The organism is Parendozoicomonas haliclonae (assembly GCF_900174585.1).
Classification (GTDB): Bacteria; Pseudomonadota; Gammaproteobacteria; order Pseudomonadales; family Endozoicomonadaceae; genus Sansalvadorimonas; species Sansalvadorimonas haliclonae.
In genome coordinates this window covers 159,522-181,471 of record NZ_FWPT01000005.1, presented here as the reverse complement: position 1 = coordinate 181,471, position 21,950 = coordinate 159,522, and the positions used below count along the sequence as shown (strand labels likewise).

The following is a 21,950-nucleotide window of genomic DNA, read 5'->3' as shown; positions in this document are numbered from 1 at the left end:
CCTCCCATCAGAGGCTCTGTTCTGCCTCCCTGCACATTCTTGCAACCTCCACCGCCTTTCCCTGAGCGCAGTTGAGCAGCATCCTCACGTTCCTTACAGTGGGAGCCTCAATGTATCCCTGCTCCACCGCAGACAACACCAGAGAGACCTCAGGCCTGCCGTAAACAGGGGAGGAGTAGTTTGGGTAACCAGTATCGAAGGTGGTAACAGGTGTGACTGAAGAAGCTCTAGGCGACACTAGAAGGATACTCACGGTATCCAAGAGTAACGACAGGATGACGATGATACCTGTGGTCAGCTCATCAGCCCTGTCTCCAGCGATACGTTGAGCTGCCATATAGAACCCTGAAGGCTGCTCCATGTCGCTGAGAAGAGCATGTAGTCCTTGCGACTCCTCAAGCAAAGGCTGAGCCTTGGTGATGTAACCCAACTCGATGAGCTTGTTCGCTGAGTCAAGCTTGGAGTCTGCCAGAGCCTGCATTGCGTTACGCTGACCTGAAAGCTGCTCCTGCTCCGCTACCAGACCAGAGAGTATCGACGTGCTGCCCACTACCGATAGGAGTACCACCGTTACCATAACCAAGACTGAGAGTACCGCATTGATGAGTCTTCCCTGCTGCCATGACTCAGAGATGGTTACTGGCATGAAGATCAGGCATGCGGCCTGCACCAGAGTACCAGCAGTAGCAATGAGTAACGCCGAGAACCCTGAGCCGATACCTAGAAGGAACATGAAGGTAGTCACCAATGACAGAGTGACCAAGGCACCTTTGATGCAGAGAAGAACCTTGTTGGTATTCATGCCAGCCACTCCTCACCATCTATCAACCACTCACAACAATCGTCTGTCAGTGCATCGATCTCAGCGTCCTCTGTCAGCCAAGCCTGCTGGTTTCTCTCCTTCCTCCACTCATTCACAAGATGACGTGAGAAAGCTGCATGCCACTCAGAGGCAGTACGCTGGGTACCTGACAGCATGTGGTAGACACCATAATTGCCAGAGCAGGCGATGGCGAAAGACTCAGAGGTGTTACGTACAGTGCGCTGCACCAGTGGAGCCTCGAACATACGAGCTTCGTTGACAGTGATCTTGGTGCTGGCCTTGGGCTTGGCCTGACGTTTTACTGGTGTTGGAGTTGGAACTTGAGCGGGTGAAGGAAGTGCTGCAGACTGCTCATTAGAGGCTTCTGACTGGCTCTGTGTTGGCTCCACTCCAGCAGGAGTGCCATCACCCTCATCAGGCACAGAAAGGCCAAGGAAAGCGAACAGTGCGTCTACGTTGAGCTTGAACCAGATACGCTCACAGTATCCCCAGAGACGCTGCTTGGTCTCCACCAGGAATCCTCTGGACTTGAGCCAAGTACGTGCGCCTTCTTGCTGGTAACGACTGAGGCCTGTCTCTTCGGTCAGCTCTGAGCGTGACTTCCAGAAGAAACCACCACGTTTGATAACTGTAGGAGTTTGTGACCAGTGGTACAGGCGACTTACGAGGTCTGCGATGTTCCTGTTCTTGCAGGAATGACCCAACACACGTAGCACCGCCTCACGGACGGATTGCTGGTGTACAGCGTTATTCATTTTATTTGCCGATATTGAGAATTTGAGAATTTGGCGGCAGGTGCTTCTCAACCACGGCAATTGTGGTCGCAGACTATTTCCTCAGGAGGCAGGGTAATTAGGCCTGCCTGTGCCCTTCGGTATTGTATTCCTCCGCACACCCGCCATAAACGTGTATGACACAGCGAAGGTTAGTCAGCTTTACGAGTAACCGCGATGGTATAAAAAGGCCACCTCAAAATCAAGAAAAACCTACTAATATCAAGACATTGAGTCCTCCTGATGTTCTCCTGTGTTCTCCTGTATATAGGTGGTCAGTTTCCTGCCCAGTGGAGGCTATTAAGTCACCCTGCCGGTGTGAAAAACTAGCCATGCGGAGGAGAGTCGATTGGGAAGAAATAGAGGTAAAATTGCTCACTGAATGTACAAATAATAATTCCTGCCTTAAAGGGGAGTACACCGAAAGACACCTATAAGACAGCATTAGGTTGTACTCTGTGCTTACTCTGGAGAGTAGACAGACACAGACCTCTATCTGTGATGACTGTGGTAGTACACATTCCAGCACCTCCCCCCCTCCTTCTCTATCAGGTAGCATCGTGCTGACCTAGTGCCTTACACCGACAGGTGTTTAGCTCTATGTTGTAAACGATGCTACCTGTTCGCTTTTCCTGCCATTGTCTTCTACCACCTCCTCCTTATTTACGCCTCCAGACCAGAACACCCTTGAAACAACAAAGAGCTGCCCCAAGGTAGATATAGGCCACTAGACGACAACAACAGGAACAAGACGAATGGACGACATAAAGAAAATGCTCTTCCTGAACCAGAAGTTCAACATTCTGGCTCTCAAGGCTAATGTGAACACCACCGCAACCATCGGTGCAGACTATGCCTACGCTTGGTCTGAAGGTGTCTACCCTCTCTTCGATGAAGGTCTTGACTGGCATAAGCCTTATGGAGAGTTCTTCGACGTAACAGAGGAAATGATGGATGAGCTGTCCAAGCTCCTTGATGACCACTGGATGAGCAACAAACCAATCACCTTCTACGAACTGGAAGACCACTATAAGGTTAGACAGGGAACTACCCACTGGGATCGTCCAAGGCTCATTCACGCCTGTCGATATATGTTCCTCTGCTCCTCATTCAGTGAAGCCTTCTGGGCAACGCTGTGTGAGAATGGTAAGTGTCCTTCTGAAGCCCACAGTATTCCACGGGAGTTCTCATCTGAAGACATTTACCTCGGTTAAGCCAAACCAAAGGGAAGCATCACGCTCCCCTGTTTTTGTCTTTACCTAATGTACGACACCTGTTTTGCTTAGAGTAAGGCACTGAGCAACCCGACAGGTTTTTGCCACAAAAAATCGTGTGGCCTCTTAATATATAAGGGGCTGCAGTTTCCCCCGTAGCCCTCCCGACGCTTTCCCAGAGCAGGCCATGAGAACCTTTTGAGACCAGTAAAAAGGATATAAACGCAGCCTTCGCTTTGGTGCCGGTAATTGAGTTTACCGGTACTGAATGGGTCTACTGTCGTATAAATGACTCTGTGTGACTCTGTGCCGCACTCTTGGTACAGGCCATGCGTTGACACCCGCATAAGCAGAAAAGGCTCTGAGCTGCCACTGAGCCTCTTGTGAGAGCCTTACAAGGTAGACATCAGCGACCCAGAGCAAAACACCTTGCTATCCCAAAGCTATCTCACCGCCTCCTCACTGGTCTAGCCTCCTTCTCTATACACACAGAGGCAAACACACGAAGTTATGCCCTTAGTTCACACACTAAGCCACCCTTGCGCACCTGCAAGAATTACAAAATCTATATCTTATGACCTTTGACGTGTTGACATATGCACTTTGTGCAGTAGAATGGGCACCAAGTTGAGACGGCAGCCAGTCACAGAGGCTCCAACCCTCACAACTTCAGGCTTGCTCACTCATTAGCGGTAAATCCGCAAAGAGAAAGAGCAAGACCCCAAGTCCTCTTATCGAGGCAGGCATGACGAGATGTGTTCACGCCTTCTTTAACAATCGGTCTCATCCATAGCGAACCTTCGAGGGTAGCTGCAGGGTCTTCTCAAGAGGTCATCTCTAAGTCACCTGCCTACTTCAGCCTGAAAGTTCCTTGTTATGGCACACCTCGGAGCTTGGCACTCAGTCATTCAGAGAGGGGAGGATAACAGGGGATTGTGTAAGGAGAGGGAAGCAGCCAAAAGGTTACGGCCTGAGGCGAGCTTGCAGTGATAATCGTTGGCTAGATGTAGGTGAGGCATGAGCCTGTGTTCAGGTGGTCTTTAACAATGTGATAGGTAGATGATGGCAAGCGAACGAGTGTATCAATCGTGTGTCTCTGGTTTTCTCTCCAGTGGCACACAGTGGATGCATTCAGCCACCAACTCTCAATAGGTGGTCATCCATTAAAGGACGAAAGCGCAAGCCTTCGTTTTTATCTCTTCTCGAATCTCAAACTTCTCCATAAAGGCAATACATCATGACCAAGGCATCTCTGAACATCTCCCTGCCTGAAGCCTCCATCGCTACCATCGAGCAGGCTCGTGTATCTCTGCGTGACATCGTATCTAACCTTCGCCCTGCCCGTGTCAGCCTGGTACGTAATGAAAAGCTGGCAGCAGGCCAAGGCTGCACTATCGCAGAACGTAAGGCTGAGACCTCTAAGTCCCTGATGGCTCTCCTTAATGCCCTCATTGATGCGCCTCTCAACGCTGAAACTGTCTTCACTCTGCAAGTCTGGGCTTCTGAATGCCTCGCTGATCTGGCAACGATTCGTACTTGGGCACAGCTCAACGCTCACGGTGAAACCTTTGGTCATAACGAGATCATCGGCGTATTGCTTGGTCAGGTTCGTGAAGTTCGTGATCTTGTGAGAGCTGCCAAGCTGGAGCGCACCGTATTGGCTCTGCCTTGTACTGACTCAGAGATCATCTGTGCAGTGCCTTACGGTTACGACCTGCCAGCCTTCTACTTCTCTAACGAGGAGGAGTACAACACCAAGCTCGAAGCAGCGAAGTTCATTGACCGTGTGCGTAACTGTTGCGGCGACTACGAACACAGCCTTGAGTTCATTGATGGTGAAGGTTCACAGGAGATGCTCGACAGTTGCCGTGAGCTTGAAGACTACTTCGAGATGGCTGAGCGTCTGGCCTCTATGTCTGGTTACGAGCAGGCCGCACTGGCTTACCTCATCGAGAACAACCAGCTCTCCTTTGCAGATGCCATAGAGAAATACGAGGAGGTCATGGTAACTGACGAGGCTCCTGATTCTCTGGCTTACGAGTACGCAGAGGAATGTCTAGGCCTGTCTGGTGCAGCCCTCCAGTACTTCAACGCTGAGTCTTTCGCTCGTGACTGCATGCTTAACGGTGACTGGAATACCTTCCGTCATGCAGGCACCACCTACACCATCCAAAACGCTGCCTCTCTGTGAGGTGGCGTCATGTTCTGTAATGTCTCCAAGCTCAACACAGAGCAGCTCGAATACTTCATCAATAGACAGAAGGCTGCAGGCTGCAAGGTTGAATTGCATGGATGGTGGTTGAAGGTATCACACTCGCCAAATTGACAAACCCTTTACCTCCCACCCAATTGCCCTAAAAACGCAGTAAAGCAATAATACAAACGTCCTTCTATCCCAAAACATCAAGCGAAGGTGTCCAACATGGACGATACAAAAAAGATCTTCACAACCACTCCTGCAACTTTCAAGGCATACGTCGTTGACTGCGGCAAGCACGATGATGCCGACTCTTGCGCTATTACATACGAACCTGTTGTCGCTTGGATGCACATAACCATACCTGAAAAGTATGAGAGACAAGAGCATCACTGCCGCCCAATCACCGCCTTGCATGGCGCATTAACCGAAGGTTATGCATTGTATTACCCAGAGGATGACGCATGGCAACGTCATAGTGGACTATACGAAGGACATGCAATGACTTGGGGTAAAGGTAAAACTGAACTGGAAAAAGAATTGACCGACATTGCATTAGGCAAAACCAATGACATCCTAACGCTTACTTAATCCCCCCAAAAACACACAAAACATTATGCCCCTGCTTATGTATTGTAGGGGCATAGCTCACCCTGTATCACACAGGCTTCAACACTGTCACTCAAAGGAGAACCTAATGCCAGACAAGAAAGTCCAATACATCGACAGCCTCACGGACAAGCTCAGAGTCACCCGATCTGACCTCTGCCGTATGCTTGGTGTGGGTACAACAATGATCAGTTACTATGTCAAAGGTGAAAGGAAGCCTGCCAGCAGTACAGTTCGAGCTTCTGTAATGCTTGACCTACTGCAAGACCATGGGCTTGTTGAAGCGTACCTCGATAAGTGCGATGAGCTAGGCCTTGAGACTGAACTCAAAGGCTTGACCTACGGGAACAGGAGGAAGTAACAGGTAATTCCAGTCCTTATCTTGTCTTCCTCTTTGCGAACACTCCCTCTCTTCTCAAAACCAACTCTCAATACGGCAATCAATCATGACCAGGATTAAGGTTAATCTGTCCACCATCACCACCGATTACAAATTGCAGCAGCGCGTCTCTGAGGATGCGTCCCACATCAAGCAACTCATTGAGTCCATCAAAGAGATTGGCTTACAGGAGCCTCTCAAGGTCGTCCAGTCTTCCGATGATGACTCCCTGCTCTGGCTCGTTGATGGCTACCACCGCTTCAAGGCATGCGACAGCGTAGGTCTGAAGGAGGTAGAGGTGGAAGTGGTAGAGGTGGGTGACTTCCGGTCTGCCTTCATGCAATCCCTGAAAGTGAACTCAACTAATGGCCTTGCACTGGCTCGTGGTGAGGATGACCTGAAGAAGGCAATACACAAGTACTCTACCTTCATACAGGACGAGGCAGAACAGGCAGACAAGCGGGTCTGGGTCATTGATACAAACGAAGTCATGCAGGCCTGTGCATGCTCCAAGCGTTACGCTCAGATGGTTCTCAAGGATATCAACGACGACCTCAAGTGTGAGCGTGACAATTGGGTAGCTGACAGGCTTGATGAGAAACTGGCACAAGGTGAAATCGTTAAGCTGAGCAAGCAGCTCTGCTCCCGTGGCAAGGGCTTCTCTGTGACGGTTATCAAGGCCGTAGTTAAAGACCTCAAAGCCAAGCACGACACTACCGAGAAGGTAGCAAAGCCCGTGGTCATTGCTGCTGCAAGCCAGCCTGAGGTCGTCGCAAAGAGAACCAACAACTGGCATGCAGTCAGCGATGAGGAGACAGCAGCGTTCCTTGAAGCCGAGATAGGCGGCATCTTTGACGAACCTCTGGTCATAGAGGGAGACAGCCACCTCCAGCAAGACCTGATGCCTGAGTCTCTCCCTGTGGAGGATGCGGTACTGACTACTGAGAACGTTGCTCTTGAGGCCATCCGCAAGGTACTGGCTCTGGGTTTGGACATGACAGCTCTTGATGGTCTGAGCGTAGAGGAGCTGCAAGCTGTCACTAAAGCCTGCTCCGAAGTAATGACAGCAGCAGAAACCAGACTCATGGGTCACCAAAAGCAGGCCGCATGATAGGCTTCAGTGCTTGAATCTTTTTTCCTGCCTATGGGGGAGTGACCGAGAGCCTCCCCTAAGACAGCTTAAAGTTACACTATTAGTCTCTCTGGATAGCAGCTTACTAATGGCTCTACTCTTACTCCATATCTGGGACTGGTACAGGTACTGGTATTGATGAGGACTTACCTCCCCTGTCTACTTAACTTAGAGCTGTAGTCAATGTTGGCTCCGAGCATCCGAACCATTATTACTGCCCCATACAGTATCTCCCTTTTCCTTGCGGACACTTAAAGCCAGCATACAGGTGTTAACAGGGCAAAAGTTCTTATAGAACTTCCCAACACTTAACATCTCAAGACCGACCTTAGCGTTAACTACAAAGAGTCCAATCTGGGATTTCTAAACTTAACACCAACAGGAAAAAACAGAAGAAATACCCTATCGTTAACCACAAAAAGTGCTGATGGCACTTCTGCTACTTAACATCACATCCTTATCGTTAACCGTAAGAAGCGCAAGTTGCACTTTTCCCTCTTAACACTAAGCCCATACCGTTGAGACCCTCCAGTGAGACTAAGTAAAAACCAAAGAGCCATGCTTGAAGCCATCCGTACAGGAGAGGCTACAACCGCCCAAGAGCTGGCAACATCACTATCCCTGCTACTTCCTTCTGTGTCTCGTGCTGTGAGTACGCTGGAAAGGAACGGCATGCTTTTGAAAGCGCACGGAAAGCTATTCCTCCCCGAACAGGAAGTAGAACATCAAGCCTTACTTGAAGACGGCAAAGAGAAAGCCCTCCAAAAAGCAGCACAGATAAAGGAAAGTTACAACGAGCTACGCACGAAGTACCACAGACATATCGACTTCTTTAAACTCCACGCCAAGTACGGAGAATGGGACAAGGCAGTAATGCTCCTTGTCAGAGCATGGAACATCGTAGACAGAAACTACTACAACCTAACAGGTGACTGGCAAGGGAGGGAAAAGCTCAAACGCTCTCTGACCGCAACTGTGAAAGCTGCAGGGCTGAATAAAGTCGACCTCACCGCATTACTGACCGAGATGGGGGACAGAACATACAGCCATGACAAAGATATGACCTACCCAGAGATAAAGAGTGTCCTGAGAGCTTTAGGACTGGACTTACCGTTATCTCAGAGGGAGCGAGATGAACAGGAGACAAGGGACAGAAGCATTGCCGAAGCCTTGACACGGAGACGAGAACAAGCTGAACGGTCTGAGCAGTAGCTCGAAGAGCTACCTTCAAACCCATGCCTCCGCAAAGAGACAAGAAGAACCTCCTGCTCGGCCTATCACATTGGTCTCTATTTACCTTTCATATTGCGAAAACCAACGCCCTGTGCAAATGCACACCCAGTCCATCTGGGAAAAACACGCCAATGGCGCAATTTTCGGATGTCGAGGCTGTCCTTCCCAGAGAAAACTGTAACAGATGCACACGCTGTGCAAGTGTTACACCCTGAAGTTTGCCTCTTCCCCGAGCAAGAAGGCGATGCCACCCCAAAAGTACCGAAGGCACAAACGGGGCAAGAAGAGGAAGACGCCTCCTCCCCTGAGACCGAAGGTACCCGCCGCGCCTCTCCCAGATCGACAATTCCGGCATCACTCAGAACCGCGTACGTACCGAACGTGCCCACATGGAGCGTCTCATGGAGCGTATCCAAGAGCTGCGTGAGGAAGGTAAAACAATTGACCCCATTAAGGTCATGCTGGCTACTGACGCTTCCCATTCCGTTACTGCCTTCTATTACCTAATTGATGGCTTCCACCGTGTAGGTGCTTACCGTGCCATTGGCGACACCGAGATTGAGGTTGAGGTCGTAGGTGAAGGTGACGCACTTGACGCACAAGAGATGTCACTCACCGTCAACACAGAGCATACACTGGCGTTGAACTTGAAGGCTGAAGACAAGCAGCTCGCCGTTAAACGTGCCGCCCTTATTATCCTTGATAAGGCTGTACGGGATGGACTCCGTGTCTATGACGTAACACCTAAAGACGTGAAGAAGCTGTTAGGCGACGATTACTGTGCGCAGCGTACCTTCACCTACGGCCTTCAAGACGTTCGCAAAGAGCCACGAATGGCCCAGCATCTGGCTGACTCTAAGCAGTACATTATTAAAGAGATTGAGAGTGGAAGGTCTCAGCGTGATGTCTGTAAGGATTTCTTGAAGCTCGACCAGAAGACCGCCTGTAACTTCTGGGATGCCCATCTGAAAGCTGAGGAAAACACGCAAGTTGCGCAAAATCCTCAAACTAACGAGACTGGTAAAAACACGCAAGTTGCGCAGATTTACCAAACAGAAGAGGAGGCTGTAACAAACACGCAAGTTGCGCAAATGTTACAAACAGAACAAGAAGACGAAGATGACTTCCTGCTCACCAAAGGCACCCGCACATTCTTTTTCGTCAAACATACAACGCCTCGATTTATCCTTCCTTAAAGATACAGACTCGAGCAAAGACAGATTCCTGTCTCAGCCTCATCACCTTTCACACTGGAGGGCTTCACATGCACGCCCGTAAATACCGCAATTCACAGAACATCTTCGTAAACCCCAAGAACGTCCTGAAGTTCAATGTTATTCAGGAAGACATGCAGCAGCGTGTGGGCGACATGATGAAAATCTCCCGCTCTCATGTAATGGCTGCTGCATTGGATGAGTACCTCAAGGCTCGCCCTGAGTTATTCGAGAAGTGGCGTAATGCTGAAGGAGCCAGACCAAGCCATGGCACTTGGGGAGATTGAGAATAGGTCTTCAGCTTCTAAAGCTTTTTTCCTGAGTTAAAGAGAGAGGAAGACACATAGCCTCCCTCTGTGAAGATGGCTTCTTCTGGCATGACTTCTCTTGTTGCTGCACTCGCCATTGTGTGGTTCGTCATTCCCGTCCTAAGCATGACTCTAAAAGGCTTATCCTGAATCAACATTAAGCAAGCACCAGCACACATGAAGACCCAATCGAAGATAGTCAAGGCGAGCAAGCTCAGCCTCTTCCTCAACAACCTTACGAGCTACGGCAACCCCATCGTTCACGTTGGCAAACCGAACCTCTATGGAAACGTCAAGGTTACCTTTGGCGTACCTATTTAGATTCAACACAGGCGATCCCAACGCCTTTATACAAGCCCTACCGCTTTCTGAAAGACCAGCAGTGTCGCACAGCCATTGATTACGTAATGGCTAGGGTGTGGCTGTGATGGGACTTCAGTGGTGGTCTTTCAAAAAGCAGTAATCATTGAAAGTACGACCTCCCTCGTTCCCTCATGGAAGCCCTGACCGCTCAAGGCATTCAGGCTGTCCTGTAAAAATTTTCCAAATGTGGGTGTCAGTGGCACACGGAGGTCTTATCTGCAGATGAGGCCTCCACCCTTCCCCTATTTCTATCTGTAGTTACCTTCAGGCTGTCCCACCCTCCTCTTCTTCTGGCCTGTTTGAGGGTAACTACAGATAGGACTTGGTAAACCCTATCGCTTTTCTTTGTGCGGCTTGTATGTGGCCTACACATACCGCTTGGCTGAGCGTCATCAGCCGATTTCTTTTGATATTAAAACCCATAACACCAACAGGAACCTTCAATGTCCTGCATCACAACCATGGAGCTGACCAACGAAGCACGGCATTTGCTGAACCAGCTCCAAGCTCAAAAGCTCATGACCAGCCACCGTCTCTCAATGGGAGCAGTGGTCTCAGAGTTAATCCTGAAAGAGGCGAAAGCCTTGAACCTGAAGACAACCCAAGAACAACTCCAAGAGTAAAGACCACACACAATGGCAGATTACAGCTCTATCACCTTTGATGGTGAGCAAACCGAATATGAAGATTACATCGCCCATGACATTGAATCAGAAGTGGATGCTGGCAGTACTGTATGGCGAAGCGCCCCTTCTATGGGGGTACACCCTATTATCTCTCAGTACAGTTCTGGGGGCATGATGTCCCGACAGCAGGCCAACGCCATCATGGCTGGAGGAATGGACTACGAGTTCTCCAACTACGGCATGTCTAACCAAGAGATTCACCAAGCCAAGCAGGCCTTCGAGATGCACATCGCCTCAGGCAGTGTGAAGCTGATTTAAACAACAACCACTACTTACCTATCCCATAAGAAGAACCACAAATGGCAAGCAAGAAACAGAACACCTTCAAGGCAATCGACGCTGAGAAAGGTATCCTTGACGAACTGACCAACGAACAAGCTGAAGCAATCCTCGACCTCTACTCAGGTGTCACCAAGCTCCCCAAAGAAACGAAGAAACCCATCCTTCTGACTAAGGCCATGGGTCTAGCTGACGCTGTAATTAACAGCGATGCCTACCGTAAAGACTTGGATTTCACCTATCAGCAACACACGCTGCATGGCCTCAGGACAATCACCGTATCTGACCCCATTCGCAGCCAAGTATCCCAGATGCTTGAAGCAGAACAGGACGAAGAGCTTGAGGTTCTCGCTGAAGCGATGACTGCATGGTCTGGCTTCATCAAGTCCCAGCTCGAGGCCATCCGAGAATACAAGAAGGCGAAAGGTTTCCTGTCTATCAACATCTCCAAGGCCGAGATGACAAAGCGTACTGCTGATGCAGCTAAGCGACTGGTCTCCCAAAAGATTAACGAGCTGCAAACGCTGCATATCTCTGAGCAGGCCTATGAACTTCTTCTGAAGAACTCAACCTCTGACGTAGAGCGAGAGATCGCTGAGGCTCAGCTTGAGACAGTACAAGCCAAGATCAAGACAGCCATGGAAAACCAGAACCTGCAGAGCGTCTACTGATATGGCTGACATCTATTCACCAGAACGTATGGCTGCAGCTCAGAAGGAAATTGATGAGCTGAATAAGGCATCAGAAGAGCTGACCAAATTCCTGCAGGAACAACAAAAGAAGCGTCGAGGAATCATGAGTCCAGCAGAGGCAAAAGCTGCAGGTCTCACCAACGGACGCTAACCCTCGCCCTTTCCTAATCCCATCCAGACCTCAGAGCCACACTCTGGGGTCTTAAACCTATCACAGATAAGAACAAGACGATTATGGACACCTTTATCCCGCCCATTACGACCCGAACCAAGCTGAACATGCTTGAGACCGAGATGCTGCAAGCCCTGATTGAGCACACAGGTCGCTCTGAACATGTGGTCATCAAGGAGGCCATCAAAATGATGGCACATATGAAGCTGGACAAGACCGATGTGTCTCGCATGTACGCTGATCACGGCACACGTCAACGTGAGCATCACATACGCTACGCAATCAACAAGTCAGGCTTCTGAAAGCAAGTACCAGGAATCCAAATACGATGAACACACAACCTACCTTCCAGCAGCCACCGCTCCCTATTTACGCAGGCTGCACCGTCAAAGCCCCTGCTGGCTCATGCTTCTTCGATACCACAGGTACTCAGTTTACCCTTGAGACAGAAGGCAGGATATATCATGCCAAGCACGGTATCTATAAGCTGCCTGAAGGATGTGACTTCTTCACAGTGGTCAATATCACTTCTCTTCCAAGCGTACCCAGACCTGCCAGACACGGCACACCTGTCGCAGATAAGTACCAGAAAGGTTCTCCCTGCATTCGCTTCATGAGTAGCCGAGAGTTGAAGGATGTCTACTGCCATGGGATTGATACAGCCAAGACATTAGAGCCTCTGAAAGATGGGGCTTAAGAGTCACAACCCTACGCCCATCACCTCAACCTGCCCTCAGTGTGAGGCTGAAGGTCACCGAGGAGTGCCCACCAAGAACGAGAAGTCTCGTTACTGCGCCAAGCATGACAATAAGGTTCAGACTTGGGGTATGCCTCGAAGGCCTCTGCACTGGAGACCATACAGTACTATCAAGAACAAGCACCCTCAGCATGGCCTATGGAAGTGCAGACATCGAGCTGCCACCTACCTCTTCGACAGAATTATGTCTACTGGGCAGGATTTGGATGAGACCCATCACACATTAAAAGCCTTCAAGATGTTCGCTGCAGTTATCAGGAAGCTGGAGTCTCAGGTCTTCAGGGATTACTCCTACGTGAACAAGGACATGCTGAAGAAGCCTGAGCATAAGCGTGACTACCTCCTCCACTGCCTTGCAAAGAACTTCGACAGCCATGAGGTCATACGCTTCGTCTTCGCTACGTGTGCGGTCTGGGAAGCGAACCCTCGCATCCTCCATCACAACCACCGAGTGCCTGATGTTTATGACCGCTGTCTTGCAAGTGAGATTAACTGGCAACGCTCCTTCCCTTTCGTAGGTCGCTCTATCTACCAGAAGAGACGCTGTGTTTCTGCTCGAGGCATGCAGGCCGTAGGCAAATGGTTCTCTGACCAGATCAAGCCCATTGTTCACCGCTTGCAGGATGAGCTAGATAAAGAGACCCAGAAGGCAGTGGAAAGACTGGAAAGGAGCAAGGAACAACAGCTCTGGCGTGTCCCCCTGATGAACACCCATAGGAAGGCGAAGCAGACCCAACGCTTCAGGGAAGCTAAACCCTACCTCTCACGAGATACCTTTTACAAACCAATCATGGTCTTCCCTGATGGCCACATCGAGCCATTTAATGAGGAAGCCCACCGTAAATACATGGAACTGGAAGTCACATAACCCAGTACCGCCGCCCACCAAAGAACCCAACAACAAAGATCAGCGTTCGCCCAAAGACAAAAGCGAAGACTGCGTAAAAATCCAGAAGAAGAAAATCAATGAATACCACCAAGAGAACCAAGGCCTGCACTAAATGTGGCTCTGAGAAGCCCGTTGCCGATTTCCACAAGTCCAGCAGTGCTAAGGATGGCCTACAGTGGCACTGTAAGGCCTGCATCAAACTAGCCAACAAGCAATACTCCAAGACCGCTGAAGGCAAGGAGACAGCCCACCGCAAGAGATATGGATGCTCAAGCGATGAACCTCGTTATATCCGTGTCTACCGTATGTACAACCCTGACACCTTGGAGAGCTACATAGGGCAATCTATACGCAGACTAAGCGTCAGACGTTCAGAACACTTGAAGGATGCTTTCACCAGAGACCACGAGAGCCTCCTGCATAATGCACTAAGGAAGACTACGAGAGAGGAAGCTGCCAGCCTCTGGAAGATTGAGGAACTGTGTCGGTGTACATCTAAGGCAGCAGCAGACAGCATTGAGGCATTGCTCATAGGCTGCGAGAAGGTGGCAAAAAGCGGTCTGTGTCTGAACACCCACCACGCTCTGAGATGAGACGTTTTCAAAAACACCAATCAATAACCACACATTAACAGGCAGCTTAACGTACCCTCTTGGGATGCGGTGAGCTGCCTGTTTTTACCTACACCTTCACGGCTCCAGCCTTTCAATAACCTCATGCACCTTACTCAGAGGCCACCCTGAGCCGTACACACGATCAGAAGTCCCCTTGGGGGAGTGACCGACAATGTGATAACGCAAGGCATCAGGTATCTCCAAGGCTCGTAAGCGGTTAGTCATACAGTGTCTGAAAGAGTGAGAGGTAACACCCCAAGGCTCCAGCTCTCTGTTGAGCGATACTGTTAAGGAGTTCACTGAGTTGCTTTTGGTAGGCCACATCAGGTTAGTGCCCCACAAGTGCAGTACTTCTCTGTGCAGTGGCACCGCCCTCTTCCGGTACTCATTCTTAACATCGGTAATGACGACCGCCTTGATGCCTTTCTCTTCAAACCAGTGTTCTTGCTGAATACCTATGGCTTCCTTGATGTTGCAGCCAGTCCAGTACAGGAAGCTAACCATCGGAACAAACATAGGGCGAACATTAGCGAGAATGTCAGCGTAAATCTCAGCGTTGACTACACCTTTTTCATTGACCCGCTTCAGGTTCTTGAATCCTCCCACCTCTTTGAACGGGTTTGTGGCGATGACATCAGTGGAAGACATTAGCCATGAAACGAAACCCTGAGCCTTCAGGAAGTGCCCCTGAGGTGTCTGCCCGTTATACCGCTCACGTATTACCTTCTTAAAGGCTCGTACATTGTCTTTATTGATGTCACTGACAGACAACATCCCCGTCATGTTCCATACCTGACGGAAATGACTCGTAGCTGTGGTCGCTTGTTTCCACTCCTTGCTCTTTTCATCAATGTACTGTTCTACGAGAGGTGCAAGAGCAACCTGCTGGGGCGAAGGCTCAACCCTGACAGAAAAATGTGACAGTGCCTTTCTTTCGTAATCAACAGCCATCTTGGCGTATTCAACGCTGTCTATCGGCTCGAATGCCTCCTCAGCCTCGTAGCTCTCCTTGATCAACAGATCAGCTAGAGTCAGCTCAGCATTTGTTGCCGCCGCATCACGTATCGCTGCAAGCCTCTCCCGCAATTCATCAAAGAGTGCCAATCGCCTTATCTCCCGCTCGTAAGCCAAATCGAGCAGGAAGGCTATCCTCTGTGCGTGGCAGTGAGAATCAGTGTGTAACGCCAGCCATATAGAGGTATTACTATGCCGTCTGCGCCAATACCACAAACCATTGCGGGTAACACAGTGTGTAGCAAAACCTGTAGCATTGCGGGTAGCAGCTCGCCTTCTTCTGGCTGAAGCCCTTGTCTTGTAACGAGTTGATGACATACCGAAATTTTTTGTTAACAATAACGGATTGTCATTAAACCCACCGGCCTCCAGTGATATAGTCACTGCCGTCTGAGAATGTCACAGGTGTCTGCAGATACCGTTTTGGTCTTGATACTGCAGATACTTTATCCGCCTGACCGGAAAGAGAGATGAATAAACACAGCTACGATCGCGATGAGCTGCTGGCTTGCGGCAGAGGCGAAATGTTTGGACCTGGCAATGCCCAGCTCCCCCTGCCCAACATGCTGATGATGGATCGTATCACCCATATCAGTGCCGAAGGTGGTGAATACGGCAAAGGCGAAATTATCGCCGAGCTGGATATCACTCCCGACCTCTGGTTCTTTGACTGCCACTTCCAGGGCGATCCGGTGATGCCGGGCTGTCTGGGTCTGGATGCCATGTGGCAGCTGGTTGGCTTTCATCTGGGCTGGCTGGGCAACCCTGGCCGTGGCCGGGCACTGGGCTCTGGTGAAGTAAAGTTCACCGGCCAGATTCTGCCGACCAGCAAGAAGGTTACCTACCACCTGAATGTGAAGCGGGTTATCTCCCGCAAGCTGGTGATGGGCATAGCCGATGGTTCCGTGTCCGTGGATGGACGTGAAATCTACACCGCGAAGGACCTCCGTGTAGGTCTGTTCACCCGCACAGACAACTTTTAAGACAGGTTAATACTATGAGACGCGTTGTTGTCACCGGCCTGGGCATTACTTCCTGCCTTGGTAACGATGCCGAGTCGGTACTGGCTTCCCTGCGGGAAGGCCGTTCCGGTATCCGCTTCAACGAATCCTACAAGGAGCAGGGCTTCCGCAGCCAGGTATCCGGCTCCGTTGATATCAACTTTGAAGACCACATCGATCGTAAAGTTATCCGCTTTATGGGCGATGCTGCGGCTTATGCCTTCATTGCCATGAAGCAGGCCATTGCTGATTCCGGTCTGACCGAAGAGCAGGTTTCCAACCCGCGTACCGGTCTGATCGCAGCGTCCGGCGGCGCTTCTACCTGGAACATTGTAGAAAGCACCGACATCCTGCGGGAGAAAGGCGTCAAGCGTATTGGCCCTTACCGTGTCACCCGAACCATGGGTAACACCGTATCCGCCTGTCTGGCCACGCCATTCAAGATCAAAGGCGTGAACTACTCCATCACCTCTGCCTGCGCCACCAGTGCTCACTGTATTGGTAACGCCGTTGAGCAGATTCAGATGGGCAAGCAGGACATCGTCTTTGCCGGTGGCGGTGAAGAAGAGCATTGGTCTCAGACCGCCATGTTCGATGCCATGGGCGCACTGTCCAGCAAGTACAACGAAACTCCGGAAAAAGCCTCCCGTGCGTACGACGCCGCCCGTGACGGTTTCGTGATCGCCGGTGGTGGTGGCATGCTGGTTCTGGAAGAACTGGAACACGCCAAAGCCCGTGGCGCCAAGATCTATGCCGAAGTGACCGGTTACGGTGCCACTTCCGATGGCTACGATATGGTTGCCCCTTCCGGTGAAGGTGCGATCCGCTGCATGCAGCAGGCGATGGAAGGCCTGGGTCCGATTGACTACGTCAACACCCACGGCACCAGCACCCCGGTGGGTGACGTTGCCGAGCTGGGCGCGATCCGTGAAACCTTTGGCAGTGACTGCCCTCTGATCAGCTCCACCAAATCCCTGAGTGGTCACTCTCTGGGTGCGGCGGGTGTTCACGAAGCGATCTACTGTCTGCTGATGATGGAAAACAACTTTGTTGTGGCTTCCGCCAACATTGATCAGCTGGATGAAAAAGCTGAAGGCCTGCCAATCGTAGTTGGCGAAGCGAAGGAAATGACTCTGAACCGGGTTATGTCCAACAGCTTCGGCTTCGGTGGAACCAACGCCTGTCTGGTATTTGATCGTTACAACGGTTAAGCCGCTTAACCACTGCCACTTATCCTAAGTGGCAGTGGTATCCCCTCACCCGACTCTCTCCAAACCTTCATCAACCAGCGTTCTTAAACACGCCATCTCTTCAGGATCGTAAGCAGTTCCATCGGCTTTCAGCACATCATGGAACCACAGACTTTTATCCGCCCGACTGAATTTCATCAGATCGATCCATGGCAGATGAGTCTGGGTGCGCCCATTAACCAATCCCCACTGATAACAACCTACACCTTTGCTTTTAAACAACGGCAGTTGTTCATAGGTGCTGTCAAGATGGCGTGCCAGCCACTCCGTTACCAGCAAAGGTCGTCGATAGGTTTTCTGCAGATAACCAATGATCGAAGCCATGGCTGAGGCATTCACGTAACCATGGAAACTGATAATGTCGGAATGCTCCAGACAAAAGCGGTCAAACCGATTACCGAAGTATTCCATGCCCCCTTTGTTAAAATGCCCCAAGACTCTGGATAAAAAAGAACCCTCACCACCTTCTACCGTGGTGCCGGCACCCCAGGCTCCCGCCGTTAATGGCTGGGTGGGGTTTTCGGAACGTGCCCAGCCAAATACCGCCTGCAACAACTCAAAGCTTTTGCGGGAGAACCCCCAATGAAAAGACGTCAATGGGCTATAGATCTTGTTAAAAACGGTGGGATTGCCGGGCTCATTGTATAGATCCCAGATCAGGATCCGATCATCCTGACCGAAGGATTTCATCAAGTCACGAATATAGGCTTCAATAAACGGCCACTGCCCCTTATCACGGACAAGCTTACGCCCCGGACTCCCGGCCGCCTGGCTGTTGTGCATGCCTGGAACTGGTTGTTTCTGTGGCCCGAGATAAGGCTCATCCCCGGAAAAGGCACAATCATCCAAAGGACACAGCATCACGTACTGACCGTGTTTGCGAGCCAGATCAAGAAACTGGTTCAACCGGTTAAACAGACCGTCACGGTCGTGCCTCCAGACCAGATACTGAAGATTGGTGCGCAGCGTGTTATAGCCATATTGACGAGCCCAACTGAGCTCCTGATCGATAACAACCGGATCAAAGGTGTCAGCCTGCCACATCTCGGTCCAGTTGACGGCCGTCCTTGGCAGATAGTTATAGCCGCACAACCATGGCAATTGCTCATACCAGACATGAGCCTTGGCTGCTGACCACTTTTCTAACATAGGATACTTCTCCCCAGGGCCAACCCTGCCCTTCCTTTTACAACATTCCTAATCAAAATTTGTGTTACATTGACGCTAAATTCCAATACCGATCTGACTGACCATGAGCGACACCACTCTTACACCCCAAAAAACCAATCAGGTCAGACGCACGCCCTCCCAGGAGCGCAGCCGGTCACGGGTGGATGCCATTCTCAGTTCCACCCGGGAGCTGATACTGGAAAAAGGCTCTGCCCGACTGAAGATTCACGAGCTGGCCGAACGGGCCGGAGTCACTCCCAGTTCTATTTATCAGTACTTCCCCAACAAACGCGCCATCATCCATGCGCTCGACAAAAGTTACATTGATGCCACCAATGAGCTGCTCTCCAGCCGCCTGGAAGGCATTAACAGCCTCGAACAGGGTTTTCAGGTACTCGAAGATCTCCTGATCGACTACTACGAGTGGTACAAGTCTGAACCGGTTATCACCGATATCTGGTACAGCATGGCGACGGATAAAACCAAAAACGATATGGAAGTCCAAAGTAGCCGAGAGTCTGCAGCCATTATTGTTGAGGCCCTGTCGCCTTTCGTGGATGCTGAAGACCTCGACGACCTGAAAAGCTATGCCATGCTGCTGGCTCATCTTGTTGGCTCCACGATTCGCCTTTGCGCACAGTCCGAAGAAGACGAAGCAATGAAACTGATTAACGCTTTTAAAACGCTGATTCGCAGTTTCCGCCTGTCACTGGTCTACAAAGATATCTGGAACAGCTAAGTCCTGTATTCACGGAAGCGGCCCGTCCGCTTCCGCCTCGAACCTGTATTAAGCGTCATTGTCTTTGGCCCGGATATGGTAGATCCGTGAGCCAAAGTCCCCGATAAAACGAAAATGCTCCGTCCACTCTGTGGCATTAAACTGCGGCTTCAGCGGCAGCCCGCCATAACAGAGCGCATCACCATTGAGCTGGTAAATTTCCGCATCCACTTCCTGCAGATAACGATTGGCGACAATACCGTGAAACACACCGCGATCCTTGAGATTGATCATTGGTATCTCGCCATTCACCAGCTCACCGAACTGGCGGATATTCATATACTGCTTGCGCGTTTCAATGGTGTAATCCTGTTCGACATTAAGCCCCTGTGGATATAATCGCTCATATCCACGGTTGCTCTCCTGCAACTTCTGGTAATAGCCCACCAGCGCTTCTTCACCAGTTTCGCTCACCACCATCCACTGGGCATGATTCGATTCAAATGGGGATTCCAGCCGATAAAAACGACCATACTGTAATAACTGACGGTGCTGTTTATACCAGGCAATCTGTTCCTTAATAGCCCGCTCTTCAAAATGGGTCAGCCTGGTAAGATCAAGCTGATAGCCTAGCGCCCCAAAGGCAGCAACATTAAAACGGGTTTCTATCGGCGTGATACGTAACACCTGATGGGAAGGACGACCACTGACATGAGCCCCCATGGTATTCAGCGGGAAGACCAGAGAGGTTCCGTACTGAATGCTCATACGTTCTACGGCGTCGGTATTGTCGCTGGTCCAGGTCTGGGGCATAAAAAACAGCATGCCCATATCAAAGCGGTTGCCACCACTGGAGCAGGACTCAAACAAAATATCCGGAAACTCGGCCTGCAGTCGGAACAGCAGATCATAGGTACCCAGCATATAGCGATGGTAGTAGCCGTGTTGCTGGTCTTTACTAAGATGGCGGGAATATACGTCACTGAAGTTACGGTTATGATCCCACTTTACGAACGAGGTTTTCGTACGACGGAAGACATCACATAACTGGGCAAACAGATAGCCGACCACTTCAGGATTGGCCATATCCAGAACCAACTGATTCCGTCCCAAAGATGGCTCACGATCCGGACAGGTCATCGCCCATTCGGGATGCTTGCGATACAGCTCACTGTCTTCCGAGATCATTTCCGGCTCAACCCAGATACCGAACTCCAGGCCCAGATCACGGATCTTTTCAGCGATACCGGTAACACCATTGGGCAGCTTGGTCTTATGGTCGAAGTAATCTCCCAGGCTGGAGCTGTCTGAGTCACGCTTGCCAAACCAGCCATCGTCGAGCACAAACAATTCAACACCCAGCTTTTTGGCCTTTTTCGCCAGCCTTAACAGTTTGCTTTCATTGAAATCAAAATAGGTCGCCTCCCAGTTATTGACCTGAACCGGTTTCAGCCGGTTTTGCCAACGGGGGCTGATAATATGGCGATTAATAAAGCCATGAAAATTCTGGCTCATCCGGTTCAGACCCTTATCACTAAAAGTCATCACCGCTTCCGGTGTTGAAAAACCTTCTCCGGGAGCCAGCGGCCAACGAAAGTCGAAACTGTTTATTCCTAACTGCACCCGGGTCAAACCGTGAGGTGACACTTCCGCCATAGCCTGATGATTTCCGCTGTAGATCAGGGCAAAGCCATAACAGCGTCCATTATTTTCATTCGCACTCGGCTCAACCAGAGTCAGGAAAGGATTGTGGTTGGAACTGCTGACCCCGCGCTTGGAGTCTATGCTGGTGACGCCTTTACTGAGCGATCGGCGATTTAGCTGGGTTTCGTTGGCCCACTTTCCTTCCAGGCTTAACAGCTCAAAGTTTTGGTGAGTAAAGTCCAGGGTAAAACTCAAAGCTCTCTCAAGGGTGATGCTCTCCTCACCTTGATTCGTCACCTCCTGACTACGGGTAATGGCATCCACGTAAGGAAAGACACTGTAATAGAGCACCACCTGCACAGCCTTCACTGTGTCGTGCAGTGTTATGGCGAGAGTCTGAGCTTCTCCATTCGGATCAATGGCATGAGGCAAATCAGGCAATGGAACCTTATGATCATGCAGCTCATAACCCTTATAAACCAGATCGGTCACCCGACTGCCATCCCCATGCTCGATGTGCAGGGCCGGTTCCCGAAAGTCTCCTTTACCACTGGTTCCAAGTTCAACGCAGGCTGTCTCCAGAGCAAAGTTGGGATGTGCCTTGCTGTAACAGGGTGTACCACTGATAGGTGAAACAAATTGCTGATGAAGGGCCGAGAAATCGCTTTGGTGCCTTAGACGTCGGCCATAGTACACCTGCAGCAGATGCCCGGAGGGACTGACCTTCATGATGTAACTGGAGTTCTGCGTCTGCAGATGAAACTCCCTGGCATGCTCATTCACTATTATCATTGGTGCCGCTCACCAGTCTCGGGGACT

General features: G+C 50.5%; 24 protein-coding genes. 19 read left to right on the top strand and 5 right to left on the bottom strand.

All coding sequences use genetic code 11. The features are described from left to right. Positions 1–7 precede the first annotated feature (7 nt). Together EHSB41UT_RS12130 and EHSB41UT_RS12125 are read right to left on the bottom strand one after the other, a co-directional pair. Positions 8–802, bottom strand: coding sequence for a hypothetical protein (locus tag EHSB41UT_RS12130; protein WP_087110163.1), 795 nt, complete (start codon positions 800–802; stop codon positions 8–10). Next, the gene (locus EHSB41UT_RS12125) at positions 799–1,578 is read right to left on the bottom strand and encodes a hypothetical protein (protein ID WP_087110161.1); all 780 of its coding nucleotides are present in this window, start codon (positions 1,576–1,578) and stop codon (positions 799–801) included. The genes EHSB41UT_RS12130 and EHSB41UT_RS12125 overlap by 4 nt, the downstream gene beginning before the upstream one ends. A 773-nt stretch (positions 1,579–2,351) precedes the next feature. Here EHSB41UT_RS12125 and EHSB41UT_RS12120 point away from each other — a divergent pair. The 16 genes from EHSB41UT_RS12120 to EHSB41UT_RS24720 all read left to right on the top strand — a co-directional run bounded on the left by EHSB41UT_RS12120 (position 2,352) and on the right by EHSB41UT_RS24720 (position 14,313). Then, positions 2,352–2,810, top strand: a complete 459-nt coding sequence (locus EHSB41UT_RS12120) for a hypothetical protein (RefSeq protein ID WP_087110159.1) — start codon at positions 2,352–2,354, stop codon at positions 2,808–2,810. A 1,237-nt stretch (positions 2,811–4,047) separates the two neighbouring features. After that, entirely contained in the window at positions 4,048–5,001 is a 954-nt protein-coding gene (locus tag EHSB41UT_RS12115; protein ID WP_087110157.1) for an antirestriction protein ArdA, read from the top strand. A gap of 231 nt (positions 5,002–5,232) precedes the next feature. Beyond that, positions 5,233–5,598, top strand: coding sequence for a hypothetical protein (locus EHSB41UT_RS12110; RefSeq protein WP_087110155.1), 366 nt, complete (start codon positions 5,233–5,235; stop codon positions 5,596–5,598). Between the two features lie 106 nt (positions 5,599–5,704). Then, the gene (locus tag EHSB41UT_RS12105; RefSeq protein ID WP_087110153.1) at positions 5,705–5,977 is read left to right on the top strand and encodes a helix-turn-helix domain-containing protein; all 273 of its coding nucleotides are present in this window, start codon (positions 5,705–5,707) and stop codon (positions 5,975–5,977) included. 85 nt (positions 5,978–6,062) lie between these two features. After that, on the top strand, positions 6,063–7,106 hold the full coding sequence (locus EHSB41UT_RS12100; RefSeq protein ID WP_087110151.1) for a ParB/Srx family N-terminal domain-containing protein: 1,044 nt from the start codon (positions 6,063–6,065) through the stop codon (positions 7,104–7,106). A 579-nt stretch (positions 7,107–7,685) separates the two neighbouring features. After that, the gene (locus EHSB41UT_RS12095; protein ID WP_133060490.1) at positions 7,686–8,339 is read left to right on the top strand and encodes a hypothetical protein; all 654 of its coding nucleotides are present in this window, start codon (positions 7,686–7,688) and stop codon (positions 8,337–8,339) included. A 422-nt stretch (positions 8,340–8,761) separates the two neighbouring features. Beyond that, complete coding sequence (locus tag EHSB41UT_RS12090; protein WP_242667299.1) at positions 8,762–9,556, top strand: hypothetical protein; 795 nt, start codon at positions 8,762–8,764, stop codon at positions 9,554–9,556. 68 nt (positions 9,557–9,624) lie between these two features. Then, complete coding sequence (locus EHSB41UT_RS12085; protein ID WP_087110146.1) at positions 9,625–9,861, top strand: hypothetical protein; 237 nt, start codon at positions 9,625–9,627, stop codon at positions 9,859–9,861. Positions 9,862–10,688: 827 nt separating this feature from the next. Then, positions 10,689–10,868, top strand: coding sequence for a hypothetical protein (locus EHSB41UT_RS12080; RefSeq protein WP_087110144.1), 180 nt, complete (start codon positions 10,689–10,691; stop codon positions 10,866–10,868). Positions 10,869–10,880: 12 nt separating this feature from the next. Then, positions 10,881–11,189: a hypothetical protein gene (locus EHSB41UT_RS12075; RefSeq protein WP_087110142.1), complete on the top strand. Its 309-nt coding sequence runs from the start codon at positions 10,881–10,883 to the stop codon at positions 11,187–11,189. A gap of 41 nt (positions 11,190–11,230) precedes the next feature. Further along, a complete protein-coding gene (locus EHSB41UT_RS12070; protein WP_087110140.1) occupies positions 11,231–11,881 on the top strand; it encodes a hypothetical protein in 651 nt (216 codons plus the stop codon). A 1-nt stretch (position 11,882) separates the two neighbouring features. Then, the gene (locus tag EHSB41UT_RS24625; protein ID WP_165767245.1) at positions 11,883–12,053 is read left to right on the top strand and encodes a hypothetical protein; all 171 of its coding nucleotides are present in this window, start codon (positions 11,883–11,885) and stop codon (positions 12,051–12,053) included. 83 nt (positions 12,054–12,136) lie between these two features. Beyond that, entirely contained in the window at positions 12,137–12,376 is a 240-nt protein-coding gene (locus EHSB41UT_RS12065; RefSeq protein WP_087110138.1) for a hypothetical protein, read from the top strand. 26 nt (positions 12,377–12,402) lie between these two features. Next, a complete protein-coding gene (locus EHSB41UT_RS12060; protein WP_087110136.1) occupies positions 12,403–12,771 on the top strand; it encodes a hypothetical protein in 369 nt (122 codons plus the stop codon). Between the two features lie 244 nt (positions 12,772–13,015). Beyond that, positions 13,016–13,699 carry a hypothetical protein gene (locus EHSB41UT_RS12055; protein WP_133060489.1) on the top strand — a complete coding sequence of 228 codons (684 nt, stop codon included), beginning with the start codon at positions 13,016–13,018 and terminating at the stop codon, positions 13,697–13,699. Between the two features lie 98 nt (positions 13,700–13,797). Beyond that, positions 13,798–14,313 (top strand): GIY-YIG nuclease family protein, encoded by a 516-nt coding sequence (locus EHSB41UT_RS24720; protein ID WP_087110133.1) that lies wholly within the window; start codon positions 13,798–13,800, stop codon positions 14,311–14,313. 96 nt (positions 14,314–14,409) lie between these two features. On the opposite strand, the gene EHSB41UT_RS12045 is transcribed toward EHSB41UT_RS24720, so the two are convergent. Further along, entirely contained in the window at positions 14,410–15,438 is a 1,029-nt protein-coding gene (locus tag EHSB41UT_RS12045) for a site-specific integrase (protein WP_133060488.1), read from the bottom strand. Positions 15,439–15,818: 380 nt separating this feature from the next. On the opposite strand from EHSB41UT_RS12045, the gene fabA reads away from it, so the two are divergent. Together fabA and fabB are read left to right on the top strand one after the other, a co-directional pair. Then, positions 15,819–16,331: a 3-hydroxyacyl-[acyl-carrier-protein] dehydratase FabA gene (gene fabA, locus EHSB41UT_RS12040; protein WP_087110129.1), complete on the top strand. Its 513-nt coding sequence runs from the start codon at positions 15,819–15,821 to the stop codon at positions 16,329–16,331. A 14-nt stretch (positions 16,332–16,345) separates the two neighbouring features. Continuing rightward, entirely contained in the window at positions 16,346–17,560 is a 1,215-nt protein-coding gene (fabB, locus tag EHSB41UT_RS12035) for a beta-ketoacyl-ACP synthase I (protein WP_087110128.1), read from the top strand. A gap of 45 nt (positions 17,561–17,605) precedes the next feature. On the opposite strand, the gene EHSB41UT_RS12030 is transcribed toward fabB, so the two are convergent. Continuing rightward, a complete protein-coding gene (locus EHSB41UT_RS12030) occupies positions 17,606–18,748 on the bottom strand; it encodes a glycoside hydrolase 5 family protein (protein ID WP_087110126.1) in 1,143 nt (380 codons plus the stop codon). Positions 18,749–18,851: 103 nt separating this feature from the next. Between EHSB41UT_RS12030 and EHSB41UT_RS12025 the strand changes: the two genes are divergently transcribed. Next, positions 18,852–19,508, top strand: coding sequence for a TetR/AcrR family transcriptional regulator (locus tag EHSB41UT_RS12025; protein WP_087110124.1), 657 nt, complete (start codon positions 18,852–18,854; stop codon positions 19,506–19,508). A 48-nt stretch (positions 19,509–19,556) separates the two neighbouring features. On the opposite strand, the gene EHSB41UT_RS12020 is transcribed toward EHSB41UT_RS12025, so the two are convergent. Continuing rightward, complete coding sequence (locus EHSB41UT_RS12020; RefSeq protein WP_087110122.1) at positions 19,557–21,923, bottom strand: alpha-galactosidase; 2,367 nt, start codon at positions 21,921–21,923, stop codon at positions 19,557–19,559. Positions 21,924–21,950: the final 27 nt, after the last annotated feature.

Bases quoted from the DNA above. Each gene is read 5' to 3' on its own strand.
- EHSB41UT_RS12130 (WP_087110163.1), bottom strand. From the start codon at position 802: ATGAATACCAACAAGGTTCTTCTCTGCATCAAAGGTGCCTTGGTCACT.
- EHSB41UT_RS12125 (WP_087110161.1), bottom strand. From the start codon at position 1,578: ATGAATAACGCTGTACACCAGCAATCCGTCCGTGAGGCGGTGCTACGT.
- EHSB41UT_RS12120 (WP_087110159.1), top strand. From the start codon at position 2,352: ATGGACGACATAAAGAAAATGCTCTTCCTGAACCAGAAGTTCAACATT.
- EHSB41UT_RS12115 (WP_087110157.1), top strand. From the start codon at position 4,048: ATGACCAAGGCATCTCTGAACATCTCCCTGCCTGAAGCCTCCATCGCT.
- EHSB41UT_RS12110 (WP_087110155.1), top strand. From the start codon at position 5,233: ATGGACGATACAAAAAAGATCTTCACAACCACTCCTGCAACTTTCAAG.
- EHSB41UT_RS12105 (WP_087110153.1), top strand. From the start codon at position 5,705: ATGCCAGACAAGAAAGTCCAATACATCGACAGCCTCACGGACAAGCTC.
- EHSB41UT_RS12100 (WP_087110151.1), top strand. From the start codon at position 6,063: ATGACCAGGATTAAGGTTAATCTGTCCACCATCACCACCGATTACAAA.
- EHSB41UT_RS12095 (WP_133060490.1), top strand. From the start codon at position 7,686: ATGCTTGAAGCCATCCGTACAGGAGAGGCTACAACCGCCCAAGAGCTG.
- EHSB41UT_RS12090 (WP_242667299.1), top strand. From the start codon at position 8,762: ATGGAGCGTATCCAAGAGCTGCGTGAGGAAGGTAAAACAATTGACCCC.
- EHSB41UT_RS12085 (WP_087110146.1), top strand. From the start codon at position 9,625: ATGCACGCCCGTAAATACCGCAATTCACAGAACATCTTCGTAAACCCC.
- EHSB41UT_RS12080 (WP_087110144.1), top strand. From the start codon at position 10,689: ATGTCCTGCATCACAACCATGGAGCTGACCAACGAAGCACGGCATTTG.
- EHSB41UT_RS12075 (WP_087110142.1), top strand. From the start codon at position 10,881: ATGGCAGATTACAGCTCTATCACCTTTGATGGTGAGCAAACCGAATAT.
- EHSB41UT_RS12070 (WP_087110140.1), top strand. From the start codon at position 11,231: ATGGCAAGCAAGAAACAGAACACCTTCAAGGCAATCGACGCTGAGAAA.
- EHSB41UT_RS24625 (WP_165767245.1), top strand. From the start codon at position 11,883: ATGGCTGACATCTATTCACCAGAACGTATGGCTGCAGCTCAGAAGGAA.
- EHSB41UT_RS12065 (WP_087110138.1), top strand. From the start codon at position 12,137: ATGGACACCTTTATCCCGCCCATTACGACCCGAACCAAGCTGAACATG.
- EHSB41UT_RS12060 (WP_087110136.1), top strand. From the start codon at position 12,403: ATGAACACACAACCTACCTTCCAGCAGCCACCGCTCCCTATTTACGCA.
- EHSB41UT_RS12055 (WP_133060489.1), top strand. From the start codon at position 13,016: ATGTCTACTGGGCAGGATTTGGATGAGACCCATCACACATTAAAAGCC.
- EHSB41UT_RS24720 (WP_087110133.1), top strand. From the start codon at position 13,798: ATGAATACCACCAAGAGAACCAAGGCCTGCACTAAATGTGGCTCTGAG.
- fabA (WP_087110129.1), top strand. From the start codon at position 15,819: ATGAATAAACACAGCTACGATCGCGATGAGCTGCTGGCTTGCGGCAGA.
- fabB (WP_087110128.1), top strand. From the start codon at position 16,346: ATGAGACGCGTTGTTGTCACCGGCCTGGGCATTACTTCCTGCCTTGGT.
- EHSB41UT_RS12030 (WP_087110126.1), bottom strand. From the start codon at position 18,748: ATGTTAGAAAAGTGGTCAGCAGCCAAGGCTCATGTCTGGTATGAGCAA.
- EHSB41UT_RS12025 (WP_087110124.1), top strand. From the start codon at position 18,852: ATGAGCGACACCACTCTTACACCCCAAAAAACCAATCAGGTCAGACGC.
- EHSB41UT_RS12020 (WP_087110122.1), bottom strand. From the start codon at position 21,923: ATGATAATAGTGAATGAGCATGCCAGGGAGTTTCATCTGCAGACGCAG.